Origin of the sequence: Kribbella sp. NPDC026611 (genome assembly GCF_040638345.1) — a bacterium.
In the GTDB taxonomy this organism is placed as follows: domain Bacteria; phylum Actinomycetota; class Actinomycetes; order Propionibacteriales; family Kribbellaceae; genus Kribbella.
Genome location: NZ_JBEZYC010000014.1, coordinates 1 through 24,891 on the forward strand (window position 1 = coordinate 1; position 24,891 = coordinate 24,891).

The 24,891-nt window shown below is 67.3% G+C and carries 21 protein-coding genes; 10 read left to right on the forward strand and 11 right to left on the reverse strand.

The genetic code is table 11. From position 1 onward, the window contains the following. Window positions 1–404 precede the first annotated feature (404 nt). The gene (locus tag AB0E69_RS38360; protein ID WP_360158344.1) at window positions 405–1,703 is read right to left on the reverse strand and encodes a pentapeptide repeat-containing protein; all 1,299 of its coding nucleotides are present in this window, start codon (window positions 1,701–1,703) and stop codon (window positions 405–407) included. A 658-nt stretch (window positions 1,704–2,361) separates the two neighbouring features. Between AB0E69_RS38360 and AB0E69_RS38365 the strand changes: the two genes are divergently transcribed. After that, the gene (locus tag AB0E69_RS38365; protein WP_360158347.1) at window positions 2,362–2,955 is read left to right on the forward strand and encodes a hypothetical protein; all 594 of its coding nucleotides are present in this window, start codon (window positions 2,362–2,364) and stop codon (window positions 2,953–2,955) included. 57 nt (window positions 2,956–3,012) lie between these two features. Here AB0E69_RS38365 and AB0E69_RS38370 read toward each other — a convergent pair whose 3' ends face one another. After that, window positions 3,013–3,633 (reverse strand): TetR/AcrR family transcriptional regulator, encoded by a 621-nt coding sequence (locus AB0E69_RS38370; RefSeq protein WP_360158350.1) that lies wholly within the window; start codon window positions 3,631–3,633, stop codon window positions 3,013–3,015. A gap of 95 nt (window positions 3,634–3,728) precedes the next feature. On the opposite strand from AB0E69_RS38370, the gene AB0E69_RS38375 reads away from it, so the two are divergent. Then, entirely contained in the window at window positions 3,729–4,457 is a 729-nt protein-coding gene (locus AB0E69_RS38375; RefSeq protein WP_360158353.1) for a carboxymuconolactone decarboxylase family protein, read from the forward strand. 37 nt (window positions 4,458–4,494) lie between these two features. After that, complete coding sequence (locus AB0E69_RS38380) at window positions 4,495–5,472, forward strand: phosphotransferase (protein ID WP_360158356.1); 978 nt, start codon at window positions 4,495–4,497, stop codon at window positions 5,470–5,472. Here the strand turns inward: AB0E69_RS38380 and AB0E69_RS38385 are convergent. Further along, a complete protein-coding gene (locus AB0E69_RS38385; RefSeq protein WP_360158359.1) occupies window positions 5,453–6,586 on the reverse strand; it encodes an FAD-dependent monooxygenase in 1,134 nt (377 codons plus the stop codon). The genes AB0E69_RS38380 and AB0E69_RS38385 overlap by 20 nt on opposite strands. Window positions 6,587–6,677: 91 nt before the next feature. On the opposite strand from AB0E69_RS38385, the gene AB0E69_RS38390 reads away from it, so the two are divergent. Then, window positions 6,678–7,295 carry a TetR family transcriptional regulator gene (locus tag AB0E69_RS38390; RefSeq protein ID WP_360158362.1) on the forward strand — a complete coding sequence of 206 codons (618 nt, stop codon included), beginning with the start codon at window positions 6,678–6,680 and terminating at the stop codon, window positions 7,293–7,295. On the opposite strand, the gene dnaG is transcribed toward AB0E69_RS38390, so the two are convergent. After that, a complete protein-coding gene (gene dnaG, locus AB0E69_RS38395; RefSeq protein WP_360158365.1) occupies window positions 7,292–9,208 on the reverse strand; it encodes a DNA primase in 1,917 nt (638 codons plus the stop codon). The two genes, AB0E69_RS38390 and dnaG, sit on opposite strands and share 4 nt — an antisense overlap. Before the next feature lie 64 nt (window positions 9,209–9,272). On the opposite strand from dnaG, the gene AB0E69_RS38400 reads away from it, so the two are divergent. Next, window positions 9,273–10,910 carry a glycoside hydrolase family 99-like domain-containing protein gene (locus tag AB0E69_RS38400; RefSeq protein WP_360158368.1) on the forward strand — a complete coding sequence of 546 codons (1,638 nt, stop codon included), beginning with the start codon at window positions 9,273–9,275 and terminating at the stop codon, window positions 10,908–10,910. Between the two features lie 9 nt (window positions 10,911–10,919). Beyond that, on the forward strand, window positions 10,920–11,765 hold the full coding sequence (locus tag AB0E69_RS38405; protein ID WP_360158371.1) for a biopolymer transporter Tol: 846 nt from the start codon (window positions 10,920–10,922) through the stop codon (window positions 11,763–11,765). Between the two features lie 12 nt (window positions 11,766–11,777). Here the strand turns inward: AB0E69_RS38405 and AB0E69_RS38410 are convergent, their stop codons facing one another. From AB0E69_RS38410 to AB0E69_RS38420, 3 genes are read right to left on the reverse strand one after another with little or no spacing between them, the layout of a single operon-like run. Beyond that, window positions 11,778–13,019 (reverse strand): FAD-dependent oxidoreductase, encoded by a 1,242-nt coding sequence (locus AB0E69_RS38410; protein WP_360158374.1) that lies wholly within the window; start codon window positions 13,017–13,019, stop codon window positions 11,778–11,780. A gap of 51 nt (window positions 13,020–13,070) precedes the next feature. Then, window positions 13,071–14,300, reverse strand: coding sequence for a deoxyguanosinetriphosphate triphosphohydrolase (locus tag AB0E69_RS38415; RefSeq protein ID WP_360158377.1), 1,230 nt, complete (start codon window positions 14,298–14,300; stop codon window positions 13,071–13,073). A 42-nt stretch (window positions 14,301–14,342) separates the two neighbouring features. Beyond that, a complete protein-coding gene (locus tag AB0E69_RS38420) occupies window positions 14,343–14,939 on the reverse strand; it encodes a dihydrofolate reductase family protein (RefSeq protein ID WP_360158380.1) in 597 nt (198 codons plus the stop codon). A 73-nt stretch (window positions 14,940–15,012) separates the two neighbouring features. Here AB0E69_RS38420 and AB0E69_RS38425 point away from each other — a divergent pair, with 73 nt between their 5' ends. Both AB0E69_RS38425 and AB0E69_RS38430 read left to right on the forward strand, forming a co-directional pair. Further along, window positions 15,013–15,735, forward strand: coding sequence for a helix-turn-helix domain-containing protein (locus AB0E69_RS38425; protein ID WP_360158383.1), 723 nt, complete (start codon window positions 15,013–15,015; stop codon window positions 15,733–15,735). After that, window positions 15,732–16,985: an MFS transporter gene (locus AB0E69_RS38430; protein ID WP_360158386.1), complete on the forward strand. Its 1,254-nt coding sequence runs from the start codon at window positions 15,732–15,734 to the stop codon at window positions 16,983–16,985. Before AB0E69_RS38425 ends, AB0E69_RS38430 begins: the two co-directional genes overlap by 4 nt. On the opposite strand, the gene AB0E69_RS38435 is transcribed toward AB0E69_RS38430, so the two are convergent. Next, window positions 16,925–17,551 (reverse strand): TetR/AcrR family transcriptional regulator, encoded by a 627-nt coding sequence (locus tag AB0E69_RS38435; RefSeq protein ID WP_360158389.1) that lies wholly within the window; start codon window positions 17,549–17,551, stop codon window positions 16,925–16,927. The genes AB0E69_RS38430 and AB0E69_RS38435 overlap by 61 nt on opposite strands. An 84-nt stretch (window positions 17,552–17,635) precedes the next feature. Here AB0E69_RS38435 and AB0E69_RS38440 point away from each other — a divergent pair, with 84 nt between their 5' ends. Beyond that, entirely contained in the window at window positions 17,636–18,502 is an 867-nt protein-coding gene (locus AB0E69_RS38440) for an alpha/beta hydrolase (protein ID WP_360158392.1), read from the forward strand. On the opposite strand, the gene AB0E69_RS38445 is transcribed toward AB0E69_RS38440, so the two are convergent. Further along, window positions 18,467–19,993, reverse strand: a complete 1,527-nt coding sequence (locus AB0E69_RS38445; protein ID WP_360158395.1) for a UDP-N-acetylglucosamine 1-carboxyvinyltransferase — start codon at window positions 19,991–19,993, stop codon at window positions 18,467–18,469. The two genes, AB0E69_RS38440 and AB0E69_RS38445, sit on opposite strands and share 36 nt — an antisense overlap. Before the next feature lie 170 nt (window positions 19,994–20,163). Between AB0E69_RS38445 and AB0E69_RS38450 the strand changes: the two genes are divergently transcribed. Further along, entirely contained in the window at window positions 20,164–21,387 is a 1,224-nt protein-coding gene (locus AB0E69_RS38450; protein ID WP_360158398.1) for a hypothetical protein, read from the forward strand. 33 nt (window positions 21,388–21,420) lie between these two features. On the opposite strand, the gene AB0E69_RS38455 is transcribed toward AB0E69_RS38450, so the two are convergent. After that, window positions 21,421–21,699, reverse strand: coding sequence for a muconolactone Delta-isomerase family protein (locus AB0E69_RS38455; protein ID WP_360158401.1), 279 nt, complete (start codon window positions 21,697–21,699; stop codon window positions 21,421–21,423). A 295-nt stretch (window positions 21,700–21,994) separates the two neighbouring features. Further along, window positions 21,995–24,670, reverse strand: a complete 2,676-nt coding sequence (gene ppdK, locus AB0E69_RS38460) for a pyruvate, phosphate dikinase (protein ID WP_360159045.1) — start codon at window positions 24,668–24,670, stop codon at window positions 21,995–21,997. Between the last annotated feature and the right edge of the window lie 221 nt (window positions 24,671–24,891).

Genomic DNA, 24,891 nt, shown 5'->3' on the forward strand with positions numbered 1-24,891 from the left:
TCTGTGGAAGGTTGACTCGAAGGATCACGCGGTGGCCGCGTACTCGTCTACGACGAGCCCGACAACCGCGCTACACCACTATCGGGGACTCAACTTCGCGCGCATCGATCCGGAGACATCCGTCGGGATCGCTTCAGGTCCAGGGAAGCAGAGCGTTAGGTGGCAGATGATGTTGGATGCGATGTGCAAAAGTCGCAAGGTTCGGCGCGAAGCGAGTGCGACAACGCTCAGTCATGCACGCCCGCGCGGATGACGTTGGCCGCCACAGCTACTACGAGGCGCCGCTGAACTCATGTTGCGAGCGACATAGCAGAGAAGGCCGCACCGGCTGCCCCCGGAATGGCCGCCGTCCGAGAGGTGGCGCCCCGGCACCGTCGTTCCACCCGAACGCGCAATGTCGACCGTCAACGACCTTTCAAACTACCAGGGTCAATCTCCCCCCAATCCGTAGCCTCGTCCATGACGGCGTCGGAGAATTTCGCTGTCCCGATATGAGAATCAAACTCAGAATTCACTAAACTAAAATCAGCTGCACTAAGATCGGCGCCACTAAAATCGGTTCGATCCAGATGCACGCCATAGAAGACCGCGCGGCGAAGGTCCGTGCCCTGGAGGTCGGCTGCACTGAGATCGGCGCCCCTGTAGTGAAATATGTTATTGACTCCAAGCGTTGTCTCACCCCTGATCTCAGCGCCGCTCAGGTCTAATCCGCTCAGATCGAGCGGTACCAAGTCGTAGTGGTCATCATGCTCAAGCCGCACCAGAACGCTGAGGGCGGCCTGCACATCGGGTGCGCGCAACCGCAGCATCGACGGGTGCCGTGGCGCCACGGTTGCCAGTCTGGGACTGCGACGGTGCAAATAGGCGACCAGCACCTCCCGGACCGCGAGACGATTATCTGGAGCCTGGTGAGCAATTTGCGCCAACCCATAGATACCTCCGAGTTGCACCTCGGCTCGGTCGCTCTCGAGTTGATTGATCGCACGAGTGAATCGCTCGCTCGTCTGCCCTTGCCGCGTGAGGTCCTGGGTGACGGTCGCCTGTCGCCGATCCTCGGCGAGTTGCTCGAAGGCAAGGACAGCTCCTGCGAGCACCGCCACCGCGGCGAGAGTCTGTAACGCGGTGGAGCGCAGGTCATTTTGGAGCTTGAGACGTGCATCCCCCAATTCAATGCGGTCGCGAACTCCAAGGGTGTTCAAAGTGTCAGCAACCAGTGGCGGGGCAAGTCGGCGTGGTACGACGAGCACCCAAACGACTGCCAGGGCAACTGCGCCACCGCCCGCTAGCACCAGCAGCGCTCCCAACGGTCCAACCTTTGCGACCAACCACAGCGCCGCAATCAACAGCAGTAGACCGGCAGCGACCCGACGACGAGACTCGGGTAACCATCGCCGGATCCGCAGACTGGCAACCACTGTAAGACCAAGGGCGGCTGCGAGAGGCAACGTCCACGCGTCGTCGGGGGCCATCGGTTCGTTGTTGAGTGGTATGTGGCTCATCTCAGCTAAGACCTTTGCAACAAGCAAAGCTTCGAGCCAGACCGCGCCGAGCGCGAACCGCTGAGCGTAGCGGCTCCAACTCCGCAGGCGTGGCGCAAAGGTCCAGATAGCGGCTACCAGCAGAGGCAGTGTCCAAGGCAAGAGGCTCAAGACGCTGGGTAGCAGTAATACCTGGCCGACCAGTACCTGGTTCAAAGCAGCCACGAGTAACGCTGTTACCCAAAGGGCACTCAGGCGTAAGGGCCGGTGGCGCTCAGGATGACCACTGAGTCGTGATCGAGGGGTTCCGCCATCGCTAGCCTCTGTCCGGGTTCCACCAGCGCTCCGCGGCTCACCAGTTCGCCGGACGGCGGCGATCAGCACAAGTACGGCCAACCACAGTCCACCAACTACTGCACGGCGAATTTTGCGGGAGCCTTGGCGGCGCACATCGGTCATGGAACCCTCCCCCAATGACAGAGTGCTCCCCACCGAGTCTGCACGCCACCCATCCACGAGGACGGTCGGGACTGGGAATGTGGGCGCCCGGCGGGAGACGGTCCCGGATATAAGGCACTCATCACGGGTCTATGGCGATCCCATCAGGACTGAGTGGCAGTGGGTGTAGATCCGCAACGGTGATCTGACGTCTGTCGCCACGGACGCCTCCGCGTGACATGGCTCGTGACATGAAGGCGCGTCTCCCAAAGTGGGTAGAGCGGCCTGGAGGGGTCGACTTGAGGACTGGTGCCGCCCGAGTCGAGCAGCAGGACGTCGTGGGGATGGTCCTTGGCAGAGTCGGGATCGCGGCTTGCAGGCGGTTCGTGCGGGCGCGGTGCGGTGTGGCAGGAAGCGGCAAGCTGCGGTTCTTTGGTGCGTCCGGATGCGACGGTTCTTCGACGGCACGGACTCGAGACGGGAGCTGCGTGGTGAGGAGCGGAGTACGCGGATTGATTGCAGCCGGCGCAGTGCTGCTGGCTCTAGGCGTTGGCGCGTTCGTGATGCTGAACGACCCACCGACGCGAACCACCTCGGTCGGTCCGAGTACGCCGACGACGCCAGCTCCCACCAAAGCCCCCGCGGCGACGCCACTCGTCAAGGCACCGTCATCGACACCCGCGGGCGTCCGATCTCGTTCTGCGAGGTGGAGCTGCGCATCTATCCCGGCGGCAGCACCAGCAGCGCCGTGGCCTCGCAGTCCGTAGCCTGTGCGCCCGACGGCACCTTTCAGCTGAGCTTCCCGGCCGGCCAGAGCTTGCGGCAGTACACCGGCGAGGACGGCACCGGACCGGTGATCTTCGCGGTCGACGTCAACTCGATCGACGCGAGGCTGCCGATTCCGTTCATCTTCACGCACCAGGTGGCCCACGACGCTCACGGCAACTTCTACTTCCCGCCCGAGCCGGACGGCAGCTATGCCTTCCCGCTCAAGGTGAGGTTCGACTTCCGGACCCGGCGATCCACCGAGATCGCCTAGCTGACCTGGCTGCAGCGTCGAGTGAGAAGTCGAGCTCCAACAGACGCTCCCGTGTGATCAGGGCGTGGGTGGCGGGGGAAGGCCGACGAGTTTTGTGAGGAAGCGGTCGGCTTGGTGGGCCAGTGGGGGCCAGGGGAGGTCTGGTTCGTTGATTCTTTGGGCGAGCATGCCGTTGATGGCGGTGCGGAGGTCGATGGTGACGGTGAGGGGGTCGTCGGGTGGGGCGGCGCCGGTGGTCATGCAGGCTTGGACTGCTGCGGTGGTGCGGTCGATCAGGGTTTGTTTGAAGGGCATGCCTTGGCGGCGGTGGACCGTGCTTTCGTGGAGGACCTTGTAGATGCCGGGGTGGGCGAGGGCCCAGTTTGCCTGCGCGAGGATGCGGGCGCGGAGGGCTGCGGCAGGGTCTGGAGCTGCGGCCGCGGCTTCGTCGCCGGTGGTGACGAGGTCTTCGTGGCAGCGCTGGAGTACGGCGAGGACCAGTGCGTCGCGGTCGGGGAAGTACAGGTAGACCGAAGTCGCCGCGATCGAGACTGCTCGGGCGACGGCTCGGAGGGACAGTGCCTCGTCGTCGGCTAAGTCGTCGAGCATGACGGTCGCCGCGGCGAGGATCTCCTCGCGTAGGACTTCGCCGCGGCCGCGTGCATTCGGCCGCCTTCGCGTCTCCGGGGTATCGGTCATGACCTCCTCAGTTTAGCTGGACAGCTGTAGTGCTACGGCCGTACAGTCTTTAGGGCTACAGGTGTAGCGCTACGGGCGTATAGGAGGGGTAGCGAGTGAGTACTACGTATGAGTCCATGGCCGGCGCGCTTCGGTTGGTGGAGCTGGACCCGGTGTTCGGGCAGATGTATCGGGCGACTGCGGAGCATGCGGATGCGATTCCGGAGTTGACGGCACGAGAGAAGACGTTTCTTCGGGTGACGGCGCACGTCTGCCACGCGAGCTTGGGTCGCGGTTTCGACGATGACGTTCGGATGGGACTGGCGGCTGGGGTGTCCACGGCCGATGTTCGGACGCTGTTGCGATTCGTGTCCTACGACAGTGGTTACCACGTTGCGGCCGCGGCGCTCGAGCGGTTGGTTGAGCTTGAGGTGAGCTTGGGGATCGCTCCCCCGGTTGCTGAACTGCTCGCTGACGAACTGGTTGCTACAGGTGCCGGTGCGGCCGCGAGTCCATTGCCGGAGCCTGTTCGGGAGACGCTGGCCGAGCTTGATGTGCACTTCCTCGAGCACTTCGATCTGCAGTCGCGGATGCGCTCCGGACATGAGCCGGGCACGCTCTCCGAACGTGAGCGTGGGTTGGTCAGCCTGAGCGTCGACCTCCACTACCAAACGCTGGCAGACACCTTCCGCACGCACGTTGGTCGGGCCATGCGTGGCGGCGCGGAGCGGGAGGACGTGCGGGCTGCTCTGCGGTTCAACGCGCAGTTCGGCGTCACCAGGGCATGGCATGCCTGGCAGGCGCTCAACACGTACTTCGCCACGCTCGAGCAGGAAGGGCGATGACGAAGAACTAGCTCGGCGGCGTGCCAGAGTTGGGGCCGTGTGGGATGGGGCACGGGCGACGCTGGTTGAGGCTCTGCGCCGGGAGTACGGCGTGCGGGCGGCCGAGGTGACTCGGATCGTGGCGGGGACGGTTACCACCAACTTTCGCGTGGAGGACGACGCCGGCCGGCAGTGGTTCGTGAAGGTCTATCGGGATCGAGGGACGCTGGGGCACGAGCTGGCGGCCGTTGAGCTGGCCGGGTTTGCTCGGGCTGGCGGGGTGCCGGTGCCGGCAGTACTGCGAAGTGCTGCCGGCGGGCTGATCTGCGACAGCCTGCCGATGTCGGTCTGGGAGTTCGTGCAGGGAGACACCGCGGAGAGTGGAATTGCAGGTGGGCAGTGGGCCGCCATTGGGGGTGTGGTTGGACGGTTGCACCGGCGGTTGGCGGCGCATCCGTTGGGGCGGCCAACGCTGATGCCGGGAGTGGTGGTGCGGGACGTTGGGCGGGCGCAGGAGCAGTTTGATCGGGTGATTGCCAGACACGGTGAGGCCGCGGCTGGATCGTACGAGGGTTGGGCGGTTGCGGCAGCTACGGAGCGGCGGGAGTTGCTACCTCGGGTTGAGGGGATTCTGGCGGGGTTGCCGGAGTTGGCGGTGCAGGTTGTGCATGGGGATCTGGCGTCGCCGAATGTGTTGTTGGACGGGGATCGGGTTGTCGGCGTGATTGATTTTCAGCCGCCCGGGGTGCGGTCTGTGGCCTGGGAGATCTCGAGAATCGCGCTTGATCCGCGGACGGTTTTGCTTGGCGATGAATGGGTCAGCGGGTTGGCGAAGTTTCTGGATGCTTATCGGGCGGAGTGTCCGGGGGCGCGGGCGGCGGATCTTGAGGCTGTGGTTGCTGTTGGGTGTGCATACCTGCTTGCGTCGTCGTATCCCTTGCTGGAGAGGCCTACGCCGGCGCTCGAGATGTATGCGAGGGCTCGGCATGAGGCGGGGCTCGTGCTGCTTCAGTGGCTTAAGGCACAGGGACTTTGATGTTGAACATCCGCTCGGCGTTGTGGAGGGACTCGGTCACGATGGCTTGGCCGTTGGTCGTCATGGCGTTCTGGTAGGTGGTGAGTGCCTCGGGCAACGGTTTGGCTGAGGTCAGGGCGGCGGTGAGTTGGGCTGCGTCCCAGAGCGCGGTGTTGGCACCGGCGCCGGCCGCGGGGGTCATGGGGTGGACAGCGTCGCCCAGGAGGGTGACGCGGCTGGGCGGCCAGGGCTCGATCGTCAACGACGTGCGCAGGCTGATGGGGAAGGCCGCGTTGACATCGCCGGCGGCCACCAGCGCGCGGATTGAGGGATGCCAGTCCGCGGTGCGTTCGGCGACGAGGTCCCACAGGGAGGGTGCACCCATGGTGTAGAGCTCGTCGTCGGAGTAGCCCAGTACGGCGTTGGTGCCGGTCATCACTGCCATGAGGTAGTCGCCGTACTCCTCGGGCGGTGTTCGGAAGACGACAGGCGCGAAGGCCAGGCCGAGACCGGCGTTGTCCGAGGCGAAGCAGAAGCCTCGGAGGAAGGGTTGAGGTGTGAGGTCTCGGACGGCCGGCGTCAGCGGGACCTTGCCGTAGATGCAGCGGACCCCGATGTCGATGACGCCGAGCGCCGGCAGGAGCTGGGCACGGACGCGCGAGCCCACGCCGTCTGCTCCGACTAGTACGTCGGCCGTCGCGGACGTCCCGTCGGCGAACGAGATCTCGACGCCGTCGGAAGTCTCGACGTACGACTCGAAGGACTTGCCGAAGGAAAGTACGTCGTCGAGACCGGTCATCAGCGCTCGGCGGAACGCGTACCTATCCACCGATGTCACCGACGATGGTCCGGCGACCGGGAACACCTGCGAGAATTGCTCGTTCAGCTGTGAGTCGAAGCCCGCCACCAGGTCCCCCGGCTGCGTCGCTGTGTCGACCACCCGTTGCAGGATCGCGCCCGGGAGCACGGCGGCGAGCGACGACTCCCCCACCGGACTGATGTGAATCCGGTATCCCTGTTTTCGGTACTGCGGTGACGGGTCGCGCTCGAACACCGCGACGTCCACGCCTGCCTTGCGCAGCCCCTGGGCCAGCGCCAGTCCACCGATCCCCGCTCCCATGATCGCGACCCTCATCGACCTCTTCAATCATCCGTAGAGATGCTTCAGTCATCCGTCTGGTTGATTAAGTTAGCACACCGGATGGCAGTCCGCTACCATGACTTGCGTGCGGAGATCACCTGGACCGGACGAGCGGCAACGCGACCCGGAGCGGACCAAGAAGCTCCTCCTGGACGCGGCGGTGATCGAGTTCGGCGCGCGCGGGTTCGGCGGCGCGCGGGTCAGCGAGATCGCCACCCGCGCGGGCGTGAACAAGCAACTGATCTCGTACTACTTCGGCGGCAAGGAGGGTCTCTACCGCGCGGTCGCCGACAGTTGGCGCGCCGGCGAGCCTGCCGTGACCGCGGAGGCCGAGACGCTCGGCGAGGTCGTCGGGGCGTACGCGGGCGCCGCGATTGCGCAGCCCGACATGCTCCGGATGCTCGTCCGGACGGCGATCGACCGCGACACCACCAGCCATGACGAGGAAGGGCAGCGCGCCCGCTTCCAGGACATGCTGGAAGACTTCAAGCGGCGGAAGGAGGCGGGTGAGCTCGCCGCCGACCTCGATCCGGCGTACGTCGGTCTCGCGCTGTTCGGCCTCGCCTCAGCGCCGGTGGTGTTCCCGCAGATCGCGCGGGCGCTCGGGCTCGATCCGGACAGTGCGGAGTTCAAGGAGCGCTTCATCGAGGAGGCCAACAAAGTCGTCCGGCACCTCGCCGCGCTCGACCCGAAGGAGGACTAGATCGCGCCTGAGATCGCCTTCTTGCGGAGGTCCGCCCGGTAGGCCTCGAGGGCGATCAGTTCGCCGAACATGCGGTTGTACTCGTCCGCGCGTTCGATCGGATTGGTGCGCTGCAGCTTCGACTTCAGGTCCTGGATCCGGCGGGCGCAGGTCAGCTCCTGCAGCCGGGCCAGCAGGGCCTGGGCGTACGGCTCGTCGGGCTCGCGGCCCAGCCGAAGCGGATCCACCGCCAGGGCGCCGACCACCGCTGCGGCGGGATCGTTGCCGACGGCATCGCGTACGGCGACCACCCACGCCTCGCCGGCCGCCGCCGTAGCCGGACCGCCGGCCTTCGCCATCGCGGTCCGGATCGCCCCCAGCCACGGATGGGTGAAGTCGTGGTCGTCGAGCTCGTCGAAGGCGACGCCGACCAGGTCCGGGTGCTGCATCGCGACCTTCAGTACGTCCCACTCGATCACGTACCGCGGGTCGCGCGGCGAGGGCACGTCGGCCCGTCGGGGCTGCGGCGCCTCAGCCGGGCCCCCAGGCTGACCGGAAGCGGGACGCACAGGTTGGCCGGAAGCCGGGCCAGAGCCCTGCCGCGAGGCCGCCCGGTACACCTCGGTCCGGACCTGGTCCTCGTCCATCCCCAGCCGCCCGGCCAGCTCGCGGGTGAATGCGTCCACCTTCGACCGGTCGCGAATGCTGATCACCAGCCGCGCCGCGTCGCGCAGCGCGTCGATCCGGGTGTCCGCGCGATCCAAGTCGTACTTCGACAGCACGTTGGTCAGCACGAACCGGTACAGCGGCACCCGCCGCCCGATCAGCTCCCGGACCGCCGCGTCGCCCTTCTGCAGCCGCAGATCACACGGGTCCAGCCCGTCCGGCTCGACCGCGACGTACGTCTGCGAGGCGAACGCCTGGTCCCCCGCGAAGGCTTTCAGCGCCGCCCGCTGCCCGGCCTCGTCACCGTCGAAGGTGAAGATGACCTCGCCGCGGAACTGGTCGTGGTCGAGCAGCAGCTGCCGCAGCACCCGCGCGTGGTCGTCGCCGAACGACGTCCCGCAGGTGGCGACCGCTGTCTGGACACCGGCCAGGTGGCAGGCCATCACGTCGGTGTAACCCTCGACGACCACGGCCTGCCGGCCCTTCGCGATCTCGCGCCGGGCGAGGTCGACGCCGTACAGCACCTTGGACTTCTTGTAGATCGGGGTCTCGGGGGTGTTCAGGTACTTCGCTTCGATCCGATCGTCGTCGAACAACCGGCGCGCGCCGAACCCGATCACGTCCGACGACGCGTCCCGGATCGGCCACATCAGCCGCCCGCGGAACCGGTCGTACAGCCCGCGCTGCCCGTCGGCGACCAGACCGGACGCGACCAGCTCGGCGTTCGTGAAGCCGCGCCCGCGGAGGTGGCTGGTCAGCGCCTCGCCACCGCGCGGCGAGAAGCCGACGCCGAAGTACACCGCGGCGTCCTTGTCGAACCCGCGCTGGTCCAGGAACTGCCGCCCGAGGGACGCCTCCTGCGCGCCGAACAGCTGCTCGACGTAAAACTCCGCGGCGACCTTGTGCGCCTCGACCAGGCGCGGCCGCTGGTTCCCCGGGCCGCGCTGCACGGGCGCGCCCGAGTCCTCGTACCGGAGCTGGATGCCGACCTTCGACGCCAGCGTCTCGACCGCCTCACCGAAGGTGATCTGGTCGATCTTCTGGATGAAGTCGATGACGTCGCCGCCCTCCTGGCAGCCGAAGCAGTAGAAGAACCCGCGCGCCGGGGTGACGTTGAACGACGGCGACTTCTCGTCGTGGAACGGGCACAGCCCCTTGAGCGAGCCGCCACCGGCGTTCTTCAAGGTCACGTAGGAGCCGACGACGTCATCGATCCGGGCCCGCTCGCGCACCAGCGCGATGTCCTCTTCCTTGATCCGGCCTGCCACCCCGCGAGTCTACGATCATCGGCAAGGAATCCCGGCCACGGGACGACGAACTGGGGAAAACCACGTGCCACGCAGACTCGCGCTGCTCGCGCTCGCGGCCACAGCAGCCGCCGCGCTCACCGCCACCTTGACCACCGGCCCGGTCAGCGCCGACCAGCATCCAACGCAGTCCAGGGCCATCACCAGGTCGGCCCAACCCGTCCCATTCGTCGAGCTGGTGTCACCGGGTGGCGTCGGGCGCCTGTATACCGCGGACCCCGGCGAGCTCGCGGCGGCGACAGCGGCCGGGTACCAGCGCCAGCCCGGTACGACGGGGTTCGTCGGGCGGGAGGCGCAGGCGGGCTGGACCGCGCTCTACAGACTCAAGCCGACATCCAACGCAACCAAGTGGCTGTTTACGAGCAGTACACAAGAGCGAGATGCACTGATGGCCCAGCACTGGGTGTTGGAAGGGACCGCTGGGTTTGTCGCCAGTCAGCCGGGGCCGGGGCTCACCCAGCTGCGGCGGTTCACCAACGGCAGGGAGTGGCGGCTTGCGCTGGCGCCGCGGACCAGCGAGCTACTCAACGCCGGCTACACCCTCGACGGTCCGGTGGGGTACGTCTACCAAACCTTCATCCGGGCAGGTGCTGTGTACTTCGGCATGTTCAACGCCAACGGCCACCAAACGATCATTGCCCGCACCAAAGAGGTCTACGGCCGGGAGAACGACTGGTGGGGTGGCGTCCGCGACTTCCGCAGCGGTACGCACTACGCGACCGACAACTGGCCCAACGAGGACTGGTCGTACCTGGAGCCGTCCATCGGGTACTACGACGACTCGAAGCCGGAGACGCTGGAGAAGCACATCACCCAGGCCACGTCCGCCGGCCTGAGCTTCTTCAACTTCTACTGGTACTGGGACAGCACGAAGCAGCAGCAGACCGTGACAGCCGCCGCGCTGGACGCGTTCCTCCAGGCGCGCAACAAGGACAGCATCGACTTCACCGTCGGCGTCTGCGCGCACCCGTACGCGCCCCTGAACATCCCGACCACCCAGTACGACGCGGTGGCGTCCAACCTGATGCGCTACCTGCAGCAGGACAACACGCTGCGCACCAACGACGGCCGCAAGATCCTGAACATCTGCGACGCCCGCGGGCTCGGCGACGGCAGCAACGCCCAGGTGAAGCAGTTCGTCGACGCGGTGCGGGCCAAGGCGCGCAGTCAGCTCGGTGAGGACATCTACGTGATGATCAACCAGGCCGGGTTCGACCCGAAGCAGGTCGGCAACGCCGGTGCGGACGCGCCGTACTGCACCACCGACGGGCCGAGCATCGAGAGCCGGTCGTACGCGACGTACCTGCGTGATCAGCGCGCGTTCTACAACCAGTCGTCGGGTGCGTACGGGCGCTGCGTGCTGTCCGACTTCGACGAGCGCCCGCGGTACCCGCTGGAGCAGACCGACGTCAGCAAGATCCGCTGGATGCCCGACCAGTCGTTCGACGGGTACCGGCAGGCGGTGCGCAACGTCGTCGCCGACATGGACACTTCCACTCGTCCGTCCACCGTCGACAACTACGTCTACCTCTACGCGTGGAACGAGTGGCACGAGGGCGGCATTCTCGAGCCCAACCAGCGCGACGGCTGCAGGTACCTCGACATCTTGCAGGCCGAGCTGTCCCTGCAGGGCCCTGGCTGTGTCGCCAATCCGCAGAGCTAGGTTGCTGACATGCCAAGAACCCTGCGGCCTGGTCAGCGGTCCGAGTTGTACGTCGTCGACGTTGCAAGCAACGAGCATCGCCTGGTGTTCAGCTCGGAGACTGTTCTCTTCGAAGCGCCCAACTGGACGCCTCAGGGCGAGCTGATCGTCAATGGTGACGGCCGGCTCTACAAGGTGACCACACGCCTAGAGGAGATCGAGCTACAGGGCGTACCGGACATCAACAACGACCACGTGGTCAGCCCGGACGGGTCGACCGTCTACGTGTCCGCTGACGACGGTCATATCTATGCGGTGCCTCTCAACGGCGGCAGTGGACGACGGGTGACCAACGAGCGCCCCGGGGTCCACCACTACCTGCACGGGGTCTCGCCGGACGGGACGACCCTCGCCTACATCGGGCTGGAGCAGCGTGGCGACCAGCGGATCACCAACGTGTGGACGATCCCGTCCGCTGGTGGTCGCGACACGCAGCTGACGGACGACGAGTACGCCGACGACGGGTCGGAGTACAGCGCGGACGGCAAGTGGATCTACTTCAACTCCGAGCGCGCCGGGCACGCGCAGCTGTTCCGGATCAGCACAGACACCCACCAGCTCGAGCAGCTCACCAACGACGAGCGAGTGAACTGGTTCCCGCACCAGGCGCCGGACGGGTCAGCAGTGGCGTACGTGAGCTTCCCGCCCGGGACCGAAGGACACCCGGCCAACATCGACGACGTAAGGCTGCGGCTGCTCACCTCCGACGGAGAGGTGCGCGAGCTGACCACGCTGTTCGGCGGCCAGGGCACCATGAACGTGCCGAGCTGGTCGCCGGACAGCAGGTCCTTCGCCTACGTCACCTACCCGCTCTAGACGTCGCCCGCTCTAGACCTCGGACAGGTCGACGGCAGGGTCGGCCAGGCGCTCCGGGTCGACCTGCTTGCCCGAGCGGATCAGGTCGCGGATGGCGTCGATGGTGTCCCAGTTGTTGACGTGCATGCCCGCCATCACATGCCGGTCGTCGTCCAGCCAGAAGGCGAAGTACGCACCCGACTTCGGGTCCCCACGCAGCACCACCTGGTACGACGCCCCGCGCGGGACGTCGCCGACGTATTCCATGCCGAGGTCGAACTGGTCGGTGAAGAAGTACGGGATCGCGTCCTGCGCGACGTCCTGGCCGACCAGCGCCTTGGCCACCGCGGAGCCGGAGTCCTTCGCGTTCTGCCAGTGCTCGACGCGGATCGAGCGGCCGAAGAACGGGTGGTCCCAGCGAACCACGTCGCCTGCGGCGTACACGTCCTCGGCCGAGGTCCGCAGGTCCGCGCCGGTGACGATACCGCCGCCGTTCTCCGGGGTGGCCACCTCGATGCCGGCCTCGGCGGCGAGCTCGGAGTTCGGTACGACGCCGACGCCGACGATCACCACGTCCGCCGGGATCACCTCCCCGCCGGCCAGCCGGACGCCGGTCACGGACCCGGTGCCCTCGAAGCCCTCGACGCCCTGGCCGAAGCGGAACTCGACACCGTGCTGCCGGTGGAAATCCGCGAACATGTTACCGATCTGCTCACCCATCACGCTCGCGAGCGCCGTCGACTGCGGCTCGACGACCGTCACCTCGGAGCCCCGTGAGCGCGCGGCGGCCGCTGACTCGAGGCCGATCCAGCCGGCGCCGACCACGACCACGCGCTGCTGCTTGGCGAACGCTGCGCTGACCGCCTGCGAGTCCTGCACCGTCCGCAGGTAGTGGATGCCGTCCAGGTCACCACCTGGTACGTCGAGATGCCGCGGACGGCTGCCGGTCGCGATGACCAGCTTCGAGTACGGCTGCTGCGAGCCGTCGTCCAGCGTCACGGTGTGGTTGGCTGGGTCGAGTGCGGTGACCGTCGTCCCGAGGCGGAGCGTGACGTTGTGCTCGTCGTACCAGTCCTGGTCGTGCAGGGTGGCCGTGCTCGTGTCCTTCTTGCCGAGCAGAACCTCCTTGGACAGCGGGGGTCGCTCGTACGGCAGCTCGGTCTCGCTGCCGATCAGGACAATGCCGCCTTCGTAGCCTTCCTGCCGCAACTTCCGGGCCGCGGTCTCCCCCGCGAGGCTCGCACCGACGATGACGATGGGCTGCTCTGCACTCATGTTCCGACCTTAGCCCTCGCCGAACGGTTGCCGCACGACAACCTCTTGATCTCACGCCTTGACGAGTTGGGTGTGCCAGGCGAGGGCTGACGGGTCGGTCAGGGACGCGACCTGGTCGACGATGACCCGCAGCCGGGCGGCGTCGTCCGCGGCTTCGGCGAAGTCGGCCTGGAAGGGCGCGTCGAGATAGTTGGGCGCAAGCTTCCACAGGGACTCGACCAGCTCGGTGAGGAGCTCGCGCTGGGTGGCTCGGCGGGCCTGGCGTTCCGGGGAGTTGAGGACGTGATGCATGCCGATGCCTTTGAGGAGGCCGATCTCGGTGCGGGTGCGGTCGGGGACGATCAGGTCGGCCTCGTAGCGGATCAGGGCGGAGCGGCCGAAGACGGCGTGGGTGGCCTGCTCGGCAGCCGCGGCGAACCGGCCGATCAGCTGGCTGGTCAGGTCCTTCAGGCCGGCCAGCGAGCGGCGGCTGTCGTCGAATCGCGCGGCCGGCCAGTAGTTCAGGGAGCGCAGCCGCGCCCAGCCGTCGTCCAGCTCGGCGTCGGTTGCTTCCGGCAAGTACATCTGGCGGACTGTGGCCCAGTACGGCGCTCGGTCCGCGTGCACCGCGGCGAGGTCGATGTGGTGGGCAACAATCCCGTCCTCGACGTCGTGCACGGAGTACGCCACGTCGTCGGCGAAGTCCATCACCTGCGCCTCGATGCACCGCCGCTCCCCCACGCCGGCCCGCAGCCAGGTGAAGACCGCGAGGTCGTCGTCGTACACCCCGAACTTCCGCTCACCCTCCCGGCGCGACCACGGGTACTTCGTCGCGGCGTCGAGCGTGGCGCGGCTCAGGTTGAGCCCCACGCTGCGATCGTCCGCGGCGAACGTCTTCGACTCCAGGCGGGTCAGCAGGCGGAGCGTCTGCGCGTTGCCCTCGAAGCCGCCGATGTCCGCGGCGACCTGGTCCAGTGCGCGCTCGCCGTTGTGCCCGAACGGCGGGTGGCCGAGGTCGTGTGACAGGCAGGCGGCGTCGACGATATCGGGGTCGCAGCCGAGCGTTGCGGCGAGTTCGCGGCCGATCTGGGCGACCTCGAGGCTATGAGTCAGCCGGTTGCGCACGAAGTCGTCGCTGCCGGCGGTTGCGACCTGGGTCTTCGCGGCGAGGCGTCGCAGGGCCGCGCTGTGGAGCACGCGGGCGCGGTCGCGGGCGAAGGCAGTCCGCCCTGGTCGTTTGACCGGCTCCGCGACCCAGCGCTCGGCGTCGTGCTCGTCGTACCACTCATGCTGCTTCCTCATCACCCCACACAGTAACGGCGGCCGCCGACATCCCGGTGAAGTTCAGGAGACGCAGTACCGCATCCAGAGGACGCCGTCGTTGAAGACTTCGGTGCCGGCGTGGCGGAGGGTGAGCCGGTCGACGTCGTACCACGGCTCGCCGCCGACGCGGACCGGGTGGACGAGGAGGGTGAGCTCGTCGATCAGGTCGAGCTCCAGGCACTCGCGGGTGAGAGCCGGCGTGTCGACTCGCACGATCCGCACGCCCTGGCGGCCGAGGAGCTGGAACACCTCGGCCAGGTCTACGTCGTCGTAGCCGGTGATGAGCTCGTGGGTGGTCGCGTCCGGTGGGCGGGCCGGGGTTTGGTCGGCGTACAGCGCCAGTACGTCGGACCAGTAGCCGAGGTCGCGCAGCGACTCCCATGAACGGACCTGTGCGCGGCTGTCGACGACCGCGAGGACCGGGCCGGACGCGTGGAGTCCGCGACGCTCAGACGCCCGTACGGCGATCTCCTCGGCCAGGACCGTTGCTGCGTCGATGAGCGTCACGTCCTCTTGCCAGAGGGTGGCCAACGCGTAGTAACGGGCGAGGTCGACGTCGAAACCTGACGTCGCTCCGTCCAGGGAGACCGCTAGCTGAGCCACTACGTGCGGGCGCATGTCTCTCAACGTAGAGATCGGTACCGACAGTTCTTGGTTGCAGAGGAGTCTCTGCAGAGATTACTCTGCATATATGCGACGGATCGATGCGAAGAGTCTTCGGGGGCTCGCTCACCCGCTGCGGATGCGCATTTTGGAGGCGATCGAGCTGGACGGGCCGGCTACGTCGAGCACGCTGGCTGCTCGGCTCGGGGAGAACACGGGGACGATCAGCTGGCATCTGCGGCTGCTGGCCGAGCACGGTTACCTGGAGGAGGACACCGACCGCGGGACGAAGCGGGAGCGCTGGTGGCGGGTGCCGGGCCGGACGGTGCTCGATCCGGGTGAGTTCGCCGACGATCCGGAGACGAGGCGGGCGCTGGATGTGTACCTCACCGATTTGGTGGAGCGGTACTACGACAGGGTCCGGACCTTCGTCGCCGAGGACTGGACAGCTGAGTGGAAGTCCGCGGCCGGCCTGTCGGACTGGCGCGACCTGCGGTTGACGCCGGAGCAGCTCCACAACCTGAACGAAGAACTCGCCGCGGTCATCGACCGCTACACAAACCTCAAGTCCACAGAAGAAACCGCCGAACGAGTCATAGTCCAACTCCAGTCCTTCCCCCACTCACCAAACCTTGGCGAAGCCCACGGCTTCGACAACGTGGTTACTCCAGGCCCGACTCCGGGGTCGGGTGGAGCAGCAGGGGCGGGCACAGCACCTGGGTCTGGCGAAGCCCACGGCTTCGACAACGTGGTTGCGCCGGGCCCGGACACCGGGTCCGGTGAGGGGCCGGGGGCGGTGGGGTCGGCATGAGTTTGTTGGGGCGCGATCGGGACTTCAGGTTGTTTTGGGTTGGGGAGAGCGTTAGTCGGTTTGGGAGTGCGGTTTCGGGGGTGGCGTTGCCGTTGGTGGCTGTTTCTGGGTTGGGGGCGTCGTCGTTTGAGGTGGGGTTGTTGGCTGCGGTGGCTTGGGTGCCTTGGTTGGTGGTGGGGTTGCCGGTGGGGGCCTGGGTTGATCGGGTGCGGCGGCGGCCGGTGATGGTGGGGGCTTCGGGGGTTTCGGCGTTGTTGCTGGCGGTGGTGCCGTTGGTGGGGCGGCAACTGACGATTCAGTTGTTGCTGGTGGTGGCGTTGCTGGTGGGGGCGTCGGCGGTGTGTTTTCAGACGGCTTATACGGCTTATCTGCCGACGCTTTTGAAGCCGGAGGATCACGCCGAGGGGAATGCGAAGCTGCACGGGTCGGCGTCGGCGGCGCAGATCGCCGGCTTCGGCTGTGGTGGGCTGTTGGTGCAGTTCATTGGGGCTACCAACGCATTGTTCGTGGACGCCGGGAGCTTTGTGGTGGCGCTCGCCTGCATCGCCGCGATCCGGTTCCGGGAGCGCCGTACGCCGGGCACGCGCAGCCCACGCGCGATCCGCCAAGGGATCGAACTCGTGGCGAAGGACGTCTGGCTGCGGACGCTCACGATCTTCGGCGCGGTCTCGAACCTCGGGCTGATGGGCTACCAGGCGATCGTCGTCGCCTTCCTCGTCCGCGAAGCCGGCCTGACCGCCGGCACGGTCGGCACACTGATCGCCGCCGGCTCGTGCGGTGGCGTCGTCGGTGCGCTACTCGGCCGCCACACCATAAGGTTTGGCACGGCGCGGGCGCTGCTCCTCTGCGAGCTGGGCCTGCCGACGCTGGCGCTGCTGATCCCGCTGGCGACGCGCAGTCCGGCGTACTACGTGATCGGCGCCTTCGGCGTCAGCCTCGGCGTCGTCGGCGGCAACGTGGTCAAGGCGACCTTCCTCCAGTCCTACTGCCCACCAGAGCTCTTCGGCCGGCTGACCGCGACGAGCGCGTTCGTCAACTACGGCACCATCCCGCTCGGCGCGCTCCTCGGTGGCACGCTCGGCCAAACCCTCGGCCTCACCACGGCACTCTGGATCACCACCGCGGGCGTGCCCCTCGCCGGCCTCGTCCTGCTCTTCTCACCGATCCGGCGCCGCCGCGACCTGCCGATTCACCACGGCACCGCGACACCCGCGACGACGACCGACTCCAGCCGGCTCCGCACCGCCTGACGAGCCTGCGAGTACGCCGACACGTCCGAATGCAGGATCGACGCCAGGTTCGCGCCCTCGTAGTACGCATTCAGCTCAAAAGCTAGCTGCGCCGGATCCACCGCGAGCTCCCCCGCCGCCACGGCCTCGCCGATCGTCGTCTCCAGCAGCTGCATCCACTCGGTGTGTACGGCGGCCAGCGACTCCTGCACCGCCCCGGTGCGCGCCGCGTACTCGTGCGACACCTTCTGGAAGAAGCACCCACCCGGAAACACCCGGCGCTCGGAGTAGTCCAGCCAGTGCACGCTCAACGCCCACACCCGCGCCAACCCGGGCGCGACCCCATAGGCCGGGATCACCACGTTGTCCGCGTAGATCCGGCGCGCGGCGCGGATCGTCGCGAGCTGCAGCTCCTCCTTCGAGCCGAAGTGCGCGAACAGCCCGCTCTTGCTGATCCCCAGGTCGGTCGCGAGCCGCCCGATCGACAGACCCTCGAGCCCGTCCACCGACGCGATGTCGACCGACTTGCGCAGCACGGTCCGCCGCGTCTGGTCCCCACGCGCCAACCGTCCGTCGACCTTCTCCACAACGTCAGATCCTAGATGTCGATTGACTACTGCCTCGTTCTAAACTAATAATACGACCGTTCGTATAGTTTCCGGAGGAGAGTCATGGAGAAGTTGATCGGCACGGGGTTGCGGACCATCGGAGCGGTGTCACCACGGCTCGGCGGCCGGCTGGCGTTCGCGCTCTGGCGCCGCCCGCTCGCCCGCGGCGCGGTCCGGGACAGCGAGCGCGCGGTCCACGACGCCGCGCGCGTCGAGGAGATCGACGGCGCGCTGACCTACGCCTGGGGTGACGGGAGGCGGCCGGTGCTACTCGTCCACGGCTGGCGGTCGCGCGCCTCGCGGTACGCCGGGTTCATCACCAGGCTGCTGGAGCTCGGCTACAGCCCCGTGTCGTACGACGCTCCCGGACACGGCGACTCCCCCGGCCCGATCGTCTCGATCCTCGGGCATCAACGAATCATTCACGCCCTCGAGAAACGGTACGGGCCGTTCGAAGGCGTGATCGCCCACTCGCTGGGCGTGCCGTTCGTCCTCTACGCACTACGCGAAGGCGTCGCCGCACAGCGCGTGGTGGTGATCAGCGGCGTCGCCGACTTCGGCTACCTGGCCGACATGTTCTGCGCCACGCTCGGACTAGGGCCGAAGGTCAACCAGCAGCTGCGGCGCGAGATCGAGCGCGGATACTTCGACGGCGACCGCGACATCTGGACCCGGTTCTCGGTCATGACCGGCAAGTTGCCGCTCCTCGTGGTTCACAACGACGAGGACAACGTGGTCCATCCCGAGCAGGCGCGCGTGCTGCTGCGAAACTACGGCGCGCAGGCGCACTTCCACCCGACCACCGGCCTCGGCCACAGCCGGATCCTGCAGGACCCGGCTGTGATCACCGAGGCGGTGGCCTTCTTGCAAGACCAGCAGAGCGTCCAGGAGGGCTCAGATGTCCCGGAAGGTCTCGATCTGAGCGCCTAGCGAGTTCAGCCGGGTGGCCAGGTCCTCGTACCCCCGGTTGATCACGTAGACGCTGCGCAGTACCGACGTACCCTTCGCCGCCATCATCGCGATCAGCGTGACCACGGCCGGCCGGAGCGCCGGCGGGCACATCATCTCGGTGCCGGAGAAGTGCGTCGGTCCCTCCACCATCACCCGGTGCGGGTCGAGCAGCTTGACCCGGCCGCCGAGCTTGTTCAGGTCGGTCAGGTAGATCGCCCGGTTCTCATAGACCCAGTCGTGGATCAGCGTCTGCCCGGTGGCGGTCGCCGCGATCACCGCGAAGAACGGCAGGTTGTCGATGTTCAGGCCCGGGAACGGCATCGGGTGGATCTTGTCGATCGGCGCGTGCAGCTTGGACGGCCGGGTGGTCAGGTCGACCAGCCGGGTCCGGCCGTTCTCGGCCAGGTACTCCGTGCTGCGGTCGTACTCCAGGCCCATCTCCTCGAGCAGCGCGAGCTCGATCTCGAGGAACTCGACCGGCGCCCGCCGGATGGTGATCTCGGACTTGGTCACGATCGCCGCGGTGAGCAGGCTCATCGCCTCGATCGGGTCCTCGGACGGCGCGTAGTCGACGTCGACGTCGATCTCGGCCTTGCCGTGCACGGTCAGCGTGGTGGTGCCGATGCCGTCGATCTTCACCCCGAGCAGGTCGAGGTAGAAGCACAGGTCCTGGACCATGTAGTTCGGGCTGGCGTTGCGGATCACGGTGACGCCGTCGTACCGGGCCGCGGCCATGATCGCGTTCTCGGTGACGGTGTCGCCGCGCTCGGTGAGCACGATCGGCTTGCCCGGCGTGATCGTCCGGTTGACCAGCGCGTGGTACTGCCCGCCGGTCGCCTTCACCTCGAGGCCGAACGGGCGGAGCGCGGTCATGTGCGGCTCGACGGTTCGGGTGCCGAGGTCGCAGCCGCCGGCGTACGGCAGCTCGAAGTTGTCCTCGCGGTGCAGCAGCGGGCCGAGGAACATGATGATGGATCGGGTCCGGCGGGCCGCGTCGGCGTCCATCGACGACAGGTCGAGGCGCTCCGGCGGCACGATCTCCAGGTCGCCGGCGTCGTTCAGCCAGGTGGTCCTGACGCCGATCGAGTCGAGTACTTCGAGCAGCCGGTTGACCTCCTCGATCCGCGCGACCTTGCGCAGCGTCGTCCGGCCCTTGTTCAGCAGCGAGGCGCAGAGCAGCGCGACACCGGCGTTCTTGCTCGACTTGACGTCGATCGCGCCAGAAAGTTGGCGGCCACCGGCGACACGGAGGTGGACCGGACCGCCACCGAGAGAGACAATTTCGGAGTCGAGTGCCTCGCCGATCCGGGCGAGCATCTCGAGGGTGAGGTTCTGATGACCCTTCTCGATCCTGTTCACCGCGCTCTGGCTGGTGTTCAGTACTTCCGCGAGCTGCGTCTGCGTCCAGCCGCGGTGCTTACGGGCGTCCCGGATGAGATTGCCGATCCGGCTCAGGTAGTCATCGGTCATGCGCCGGACCTTATCTCACATGTGAGATACCTCTGCACCGACCCGCCGTACGAGCGTGGCGAATGTCACCTCCGCGCCGAAGCCGGGTCCCCTGAGGACCCTGATGACCTGGTGAGACGTTGTCCGCCTACAGTTACCCCCAACTCCCGCCGCCAGGAGAGGAACCACAGATGCCCGACGACACCTCCGCCGCGGTGGTCAACGAGTTCGAGGCGGAGTCGTGGCCGCTCGACGCCGCCGCCGACAGCCTGCACCAGGTGATCGAAGGGTTCCACAACGGTGACACCCGGCCGTTGGTGATCGGCGACGGTGATCAGCCGGTGCTGGTCGTGCTGGCGATCGCCGACCTGGCCGACTTCCGGGCCCGGATCACCGAGCTGCTCAGCAACCCGGTCGACGCCGGCTGGCTGCGGTACTACCTGCGCTCGAACTTCGACATGAGCTCGGAGCGGCTGATCGAGCTGCTCGGCGTCGATGCCGACCACGGGCTCTCCTCGCTGGCCAGCCAGGTGAACGTCGAGCAGGCCGCGACGCTGATGCCCGACCACCTGCGCCGTACCGAAGCGGGCGGGAACCCGCTGATGCTGATCGGCGACGGGATGATGGCGACCGCCGCGCTGCTCTCGTTCCAGGCCTTCCAGGTGCTGCTCGCGATGGAAGGCGACGGATCCGGCGAGGACGACTCCTGCGCGCACGACGACGAGGAGAAGCCGACCACGCCGCTCGAGGTCCTGGCCGAGCGGCTCGGGCCGGTCTCGACCCAGCTGGTCGCGCAGATCAACGCCGGCCGCGAGCCGGGCCTGCCGCGGTACGAGCTGCACTTCGAGGACGACCTGATCGAGCACCTCCGGGACCTGGAGGCACGCGCGCAGCGGGCGCCGGGTGGCGGTGCGTACGACGAGCTGAACGACCTGCTCCACCAGTTCGACCAGATGCGCAGCGGACTGCTCGCGGACCAGGAGCCGGCCGAGGAGCTGGACGAGGCGCCGTACCTCGAGGCGACCGACCTGAAGGCCGCGCTGCCGGAGATCCGCGACAACTTCCGCGACGGCGCCGACGATCCGTACCTGGTCGGGCTCGACGGGCGGCCGATGGCCGGGCTGATCACCTTCGACCTCTACGAGGAGCTGCAGAAGGTCTCGGTCGAGCTCGACGGGACCGACGAGGCGCCGGTGCTGCCGCTGCCGGAGCCCCGCTGGGAGAACGGCCCGCGGCTGGTCTCGTTCGAGCTCGGGCTCGAGCTGTGCGAGGCAGTGATCGAGGACATCACGAACGGCGAGGCCTCGATGCTGTTCATCGCCGACGAGGAGAACGAGCCCGAGCTGGTCCTCGCTCCCCTCGTCTGGCTCTGGGCGTACGTCGACCACCTCGACCTCGAAGGCGCCGACGTCTGAGCTGGCAATGAGGTCCCGCCAGCCGATCGGGAACTAGCCGATCGGGAAGAGCGGCTCCCACTCGGTCAGGGTGGTGATCTCGTAGACGTTCGCCGGGGTGTAGGGGTCCTTGGCGAGGATGTCGCGGAGCTCGGCCTCGTCGGTGACGTCGTAGATCAGGAGGGCGCCGGTCTGGTCCGGGTAGGGACCGGCGGTGACGAGTTTGCCGGCCTCCTTGAGCTCCGTCAGGTACTCGCGGTGGGCCGGGCGGACCGCCAGCCGGCGGTCGGTGTCGGCGAGGTCGAAGCGCAGCTGAACGACAAAAAGGGCCATACCGGAAAGATTACCGGAGGCCCTTGCAGTAAAGGATTTGGTGCGGGAGAGGGAGTCACGAGCCGCCACAGCGGCTGGTTCGAGTCAGACCCGAAAGTCGACGAGTGAACTCCCTTCCCGCCCGGATATTCTCACCAGCCCGGATGCTCTTACGCAAGGGGTTGGTAAAGGCAAATTCCTACACACAGTTGTTTGAAGTCACGCTTCGTCACCAATCCCCCGCCGGTGACGATGAGAGCGCGGACACACTCGTACAGTCCGTCACGCGCTCTCAAAGTCAAGGTTCTGGGTCAGGTCAGTCAGTGTCTGTCTGGTCACTCGTCAGTGCGGCTCGGCCCGACTCCAAACGAGCTACTGGAATGCGGAACGGCGAGCAGGAGACGTAGTCGAGGCCCACGTCGTGGAAGAAGTGAATGCTGTCGGGATCGCCGCCGTGTTCGCCGCAGACGCCGAGTTTGAGATCGGGTTTGGCGGCGCGGCCGCGATCGACGCCGGTGCGGACGAGCGCGCCGACGCCCTCGCGGTCGATCGACTCGAACGGCGAGACCGCGAAGATGCCCTTCTCCAGGTACCGCGAGAAGAACGCGCCCTCGACGTCGTCGCGGCTGAAGCCCCAGGTGGTCTGGGTCAGGTCGTTGGTGCCGAACGAGAAGAAGTCGGCCGCCTCGGCGATCTGGTCCGCGATCACCGCGGCCCGCGGCAGCTCGATCATCGTGCCGATCGGGATCTCCTCGACCCCGACCTCGGCGAGCACGCGTTCGACCTCGTCGCGCGCCAGGTGCAGCTCCTGGACGGCGCCGACCAGCGGGATCATGATCTCCGGCCGCGGGTCCTTGCCCTTCTCCCGCAGCTCCACCGTCGCCGTCGCGATCGCCCGGACCTGCATCGCGAACAACCCCGGGACGACCAGCCCGAGCCGCACCCCGCGCAGCCCCAGCATCGGGTTCTGCTCGTGCAGCCGCTCGACCGCGGCGAGCAGCTTGGCGTCGCGCTCGGCGTCCTCACCGCGCTCCTTCGCGAGCGCGACCTTGACAGCCAGGTCCTCCCGCGACGGCAGGAACTCGTGCAACGGCGGGTCGAGCAACCGGATCGTCACCGGCAAGCCGTCCATCGCGTCGAGCAGCTCGAGGAAATCGCCCCGCTGCAACGGCTCCAGCTCGCCCAGCGCCGCGTCCCGATCGGCGTCCTCGTCCGCGAGGATCAGCGCCTCGACCAACGCCCGCCGCTCCCCGAGGAACATGTGCTCGGTCCGGCAGAGCCCGACCCCCTCGGCCCCGAACCGGCGCGCCCGCGCCGCATCTTCGGCCGTATCGGCATTCGTCCGTACGCCGAGACGCCGTACCTCGTCCGCGTGCGTCATCAACCGGTGTACGGCGGCCACGAGCTCGTCGCCTGCGTCCGGCGCCAGCGAACCCTCGAAGTACTGCACGACCGGCGACGCGACCACCGGGACCTCACCGCGGAAGACCTCACCGGTCGTCCCGTCGATCGAGATCGTCTCGCCGGCCTCGAGCACCGCGCCGTGGACCTTGATGGTGCCTTGGGCAACATTCACGTCGAGCTCGTCGGCGCCGCAGACGCAGGTCTTGCCCATGCCGCGGGCGACCACGGCCGCGTGCGAGGTCTTGCCGCCGCGGCTGGTCAGGATGCCCTGCGCGGCGATCATCCCGTGCAGGTCGTCCGGGTTCGTCTCCTTGCGGACCAGGATCACCTTCTCGCCGCGGTCCGCCGCCTCGACCGCAGCGGCCGAGGTGAACACGATCTTGCCCGATGCCGCACCCGGTGAAGCACCGATCGCCTTGGTGATCAGGTCCTTGTCCGCGTCCGCGTCGAAGCGCGGGAACATCAGCTGCGCGAGCTGCGCACCCTTGACCCGCTTCAGCGCCTCGTCGGTGTCGATCACGCCCTCGTCGACCAGGCTGGTCGCGATCCGGAACGCGGCCGCCGCGGTCCGCTTGCCGACCCGGGTCTGCAGCATCCACAACTTGCCGCGCTCGACGGTGAACTCGATGTCGCACAGGTCGCGGTAGTGGCCTTCGAGCGTGGCCATGATGTCCATCAGGTCGTCGTACGACGTCTTGTCGAGCTGCTCGAGGTCCGCGAGCGGGACGGTGTTGCGGATCCCGGCCACGACGTCCTCGCCCTGGGCGTTCTGCAGGTAATCGCCGTACACGCCGGGCTGGCCGCTCGCGGGGTCGCGGGTGAAGGCGACGCCGGTGCCGGAGTCCATGCCGAGGTTGCCGAAGACCATCGAGCAGATGTTGACCGCCGTACCGAGGTCGGCCGAGATGCGCTCCTGGCGGCGGTAGAGGATGGCGCGGTCAGCGTTCCAGGACTTGAAGACGGCCTCGACCGCGAGGTCCATCTGGGTCCGCGGGTCCTGCGGGAACTCGCGGCCGGTGTGGTCGTGCACGGCCTGCTTGAACGTCTCGACCAGCCCCTTGAGGTCGTCGGCGTCCAGGTCGAGGTCGTTCGTGGTGCCCTTGTCCTGCTTGGCTTTGTCGATCGCGTCCTCGAAGACGTCGCCCTCCATGCCGAGCACGGTCTTGCCGAACATCTGGATCAGCCGGCGGTACGCGTCCCAGGCGAAGCGCGGGTTGCCCGACTGGTGGGCCAGGCCGTTGACCGAGTCGTCGTTCAGGCCGACGTTGAGGACGGTCTCCATCATGCCGGGCATCGAGACAGCTGCGCCGGAACGGACCGATACCAGCAGCGGGTCGTCGGCCTGACCGAGCTTCTTGCCCATCGTCTGCTGCAGCAGGTCCACGTGGTGGTCGATCTCGTCGGCGAGCTCGGGCGGCATCGCACCGGTCTGCAGGAAGACCTTGCAGGCGTCGGTGGTGATGGTGAAGCCGGGTGGTACCGGCAGGCCGAGGTTGGTCATCTCGGCCAGGTTCGCCCCCTTCCCGCCGAGCAGCTCCTTCATGGATTTGTTGCCTTCGGCGAAGTCGTAGACGAGTTTCGGCACGATCACTCCCTGGGTTTCAGGTGTGGTTACAGGCGCGGGACGATGACCCGCTGGCCCGTCGACTCCGGCGGCGGGGGCGTGCTTTCAGAGTAAGCCAAAAAACCAGTCCAGTTGAACACTGGTCTCACGATGCCGACGTGACCTCTCCCACAGGTCGAAGGCCGGAAACCCCTTCCCCTGTTGACAACGCGAGACAATCCGCGTCTTCCTCTGCGATTCACAGA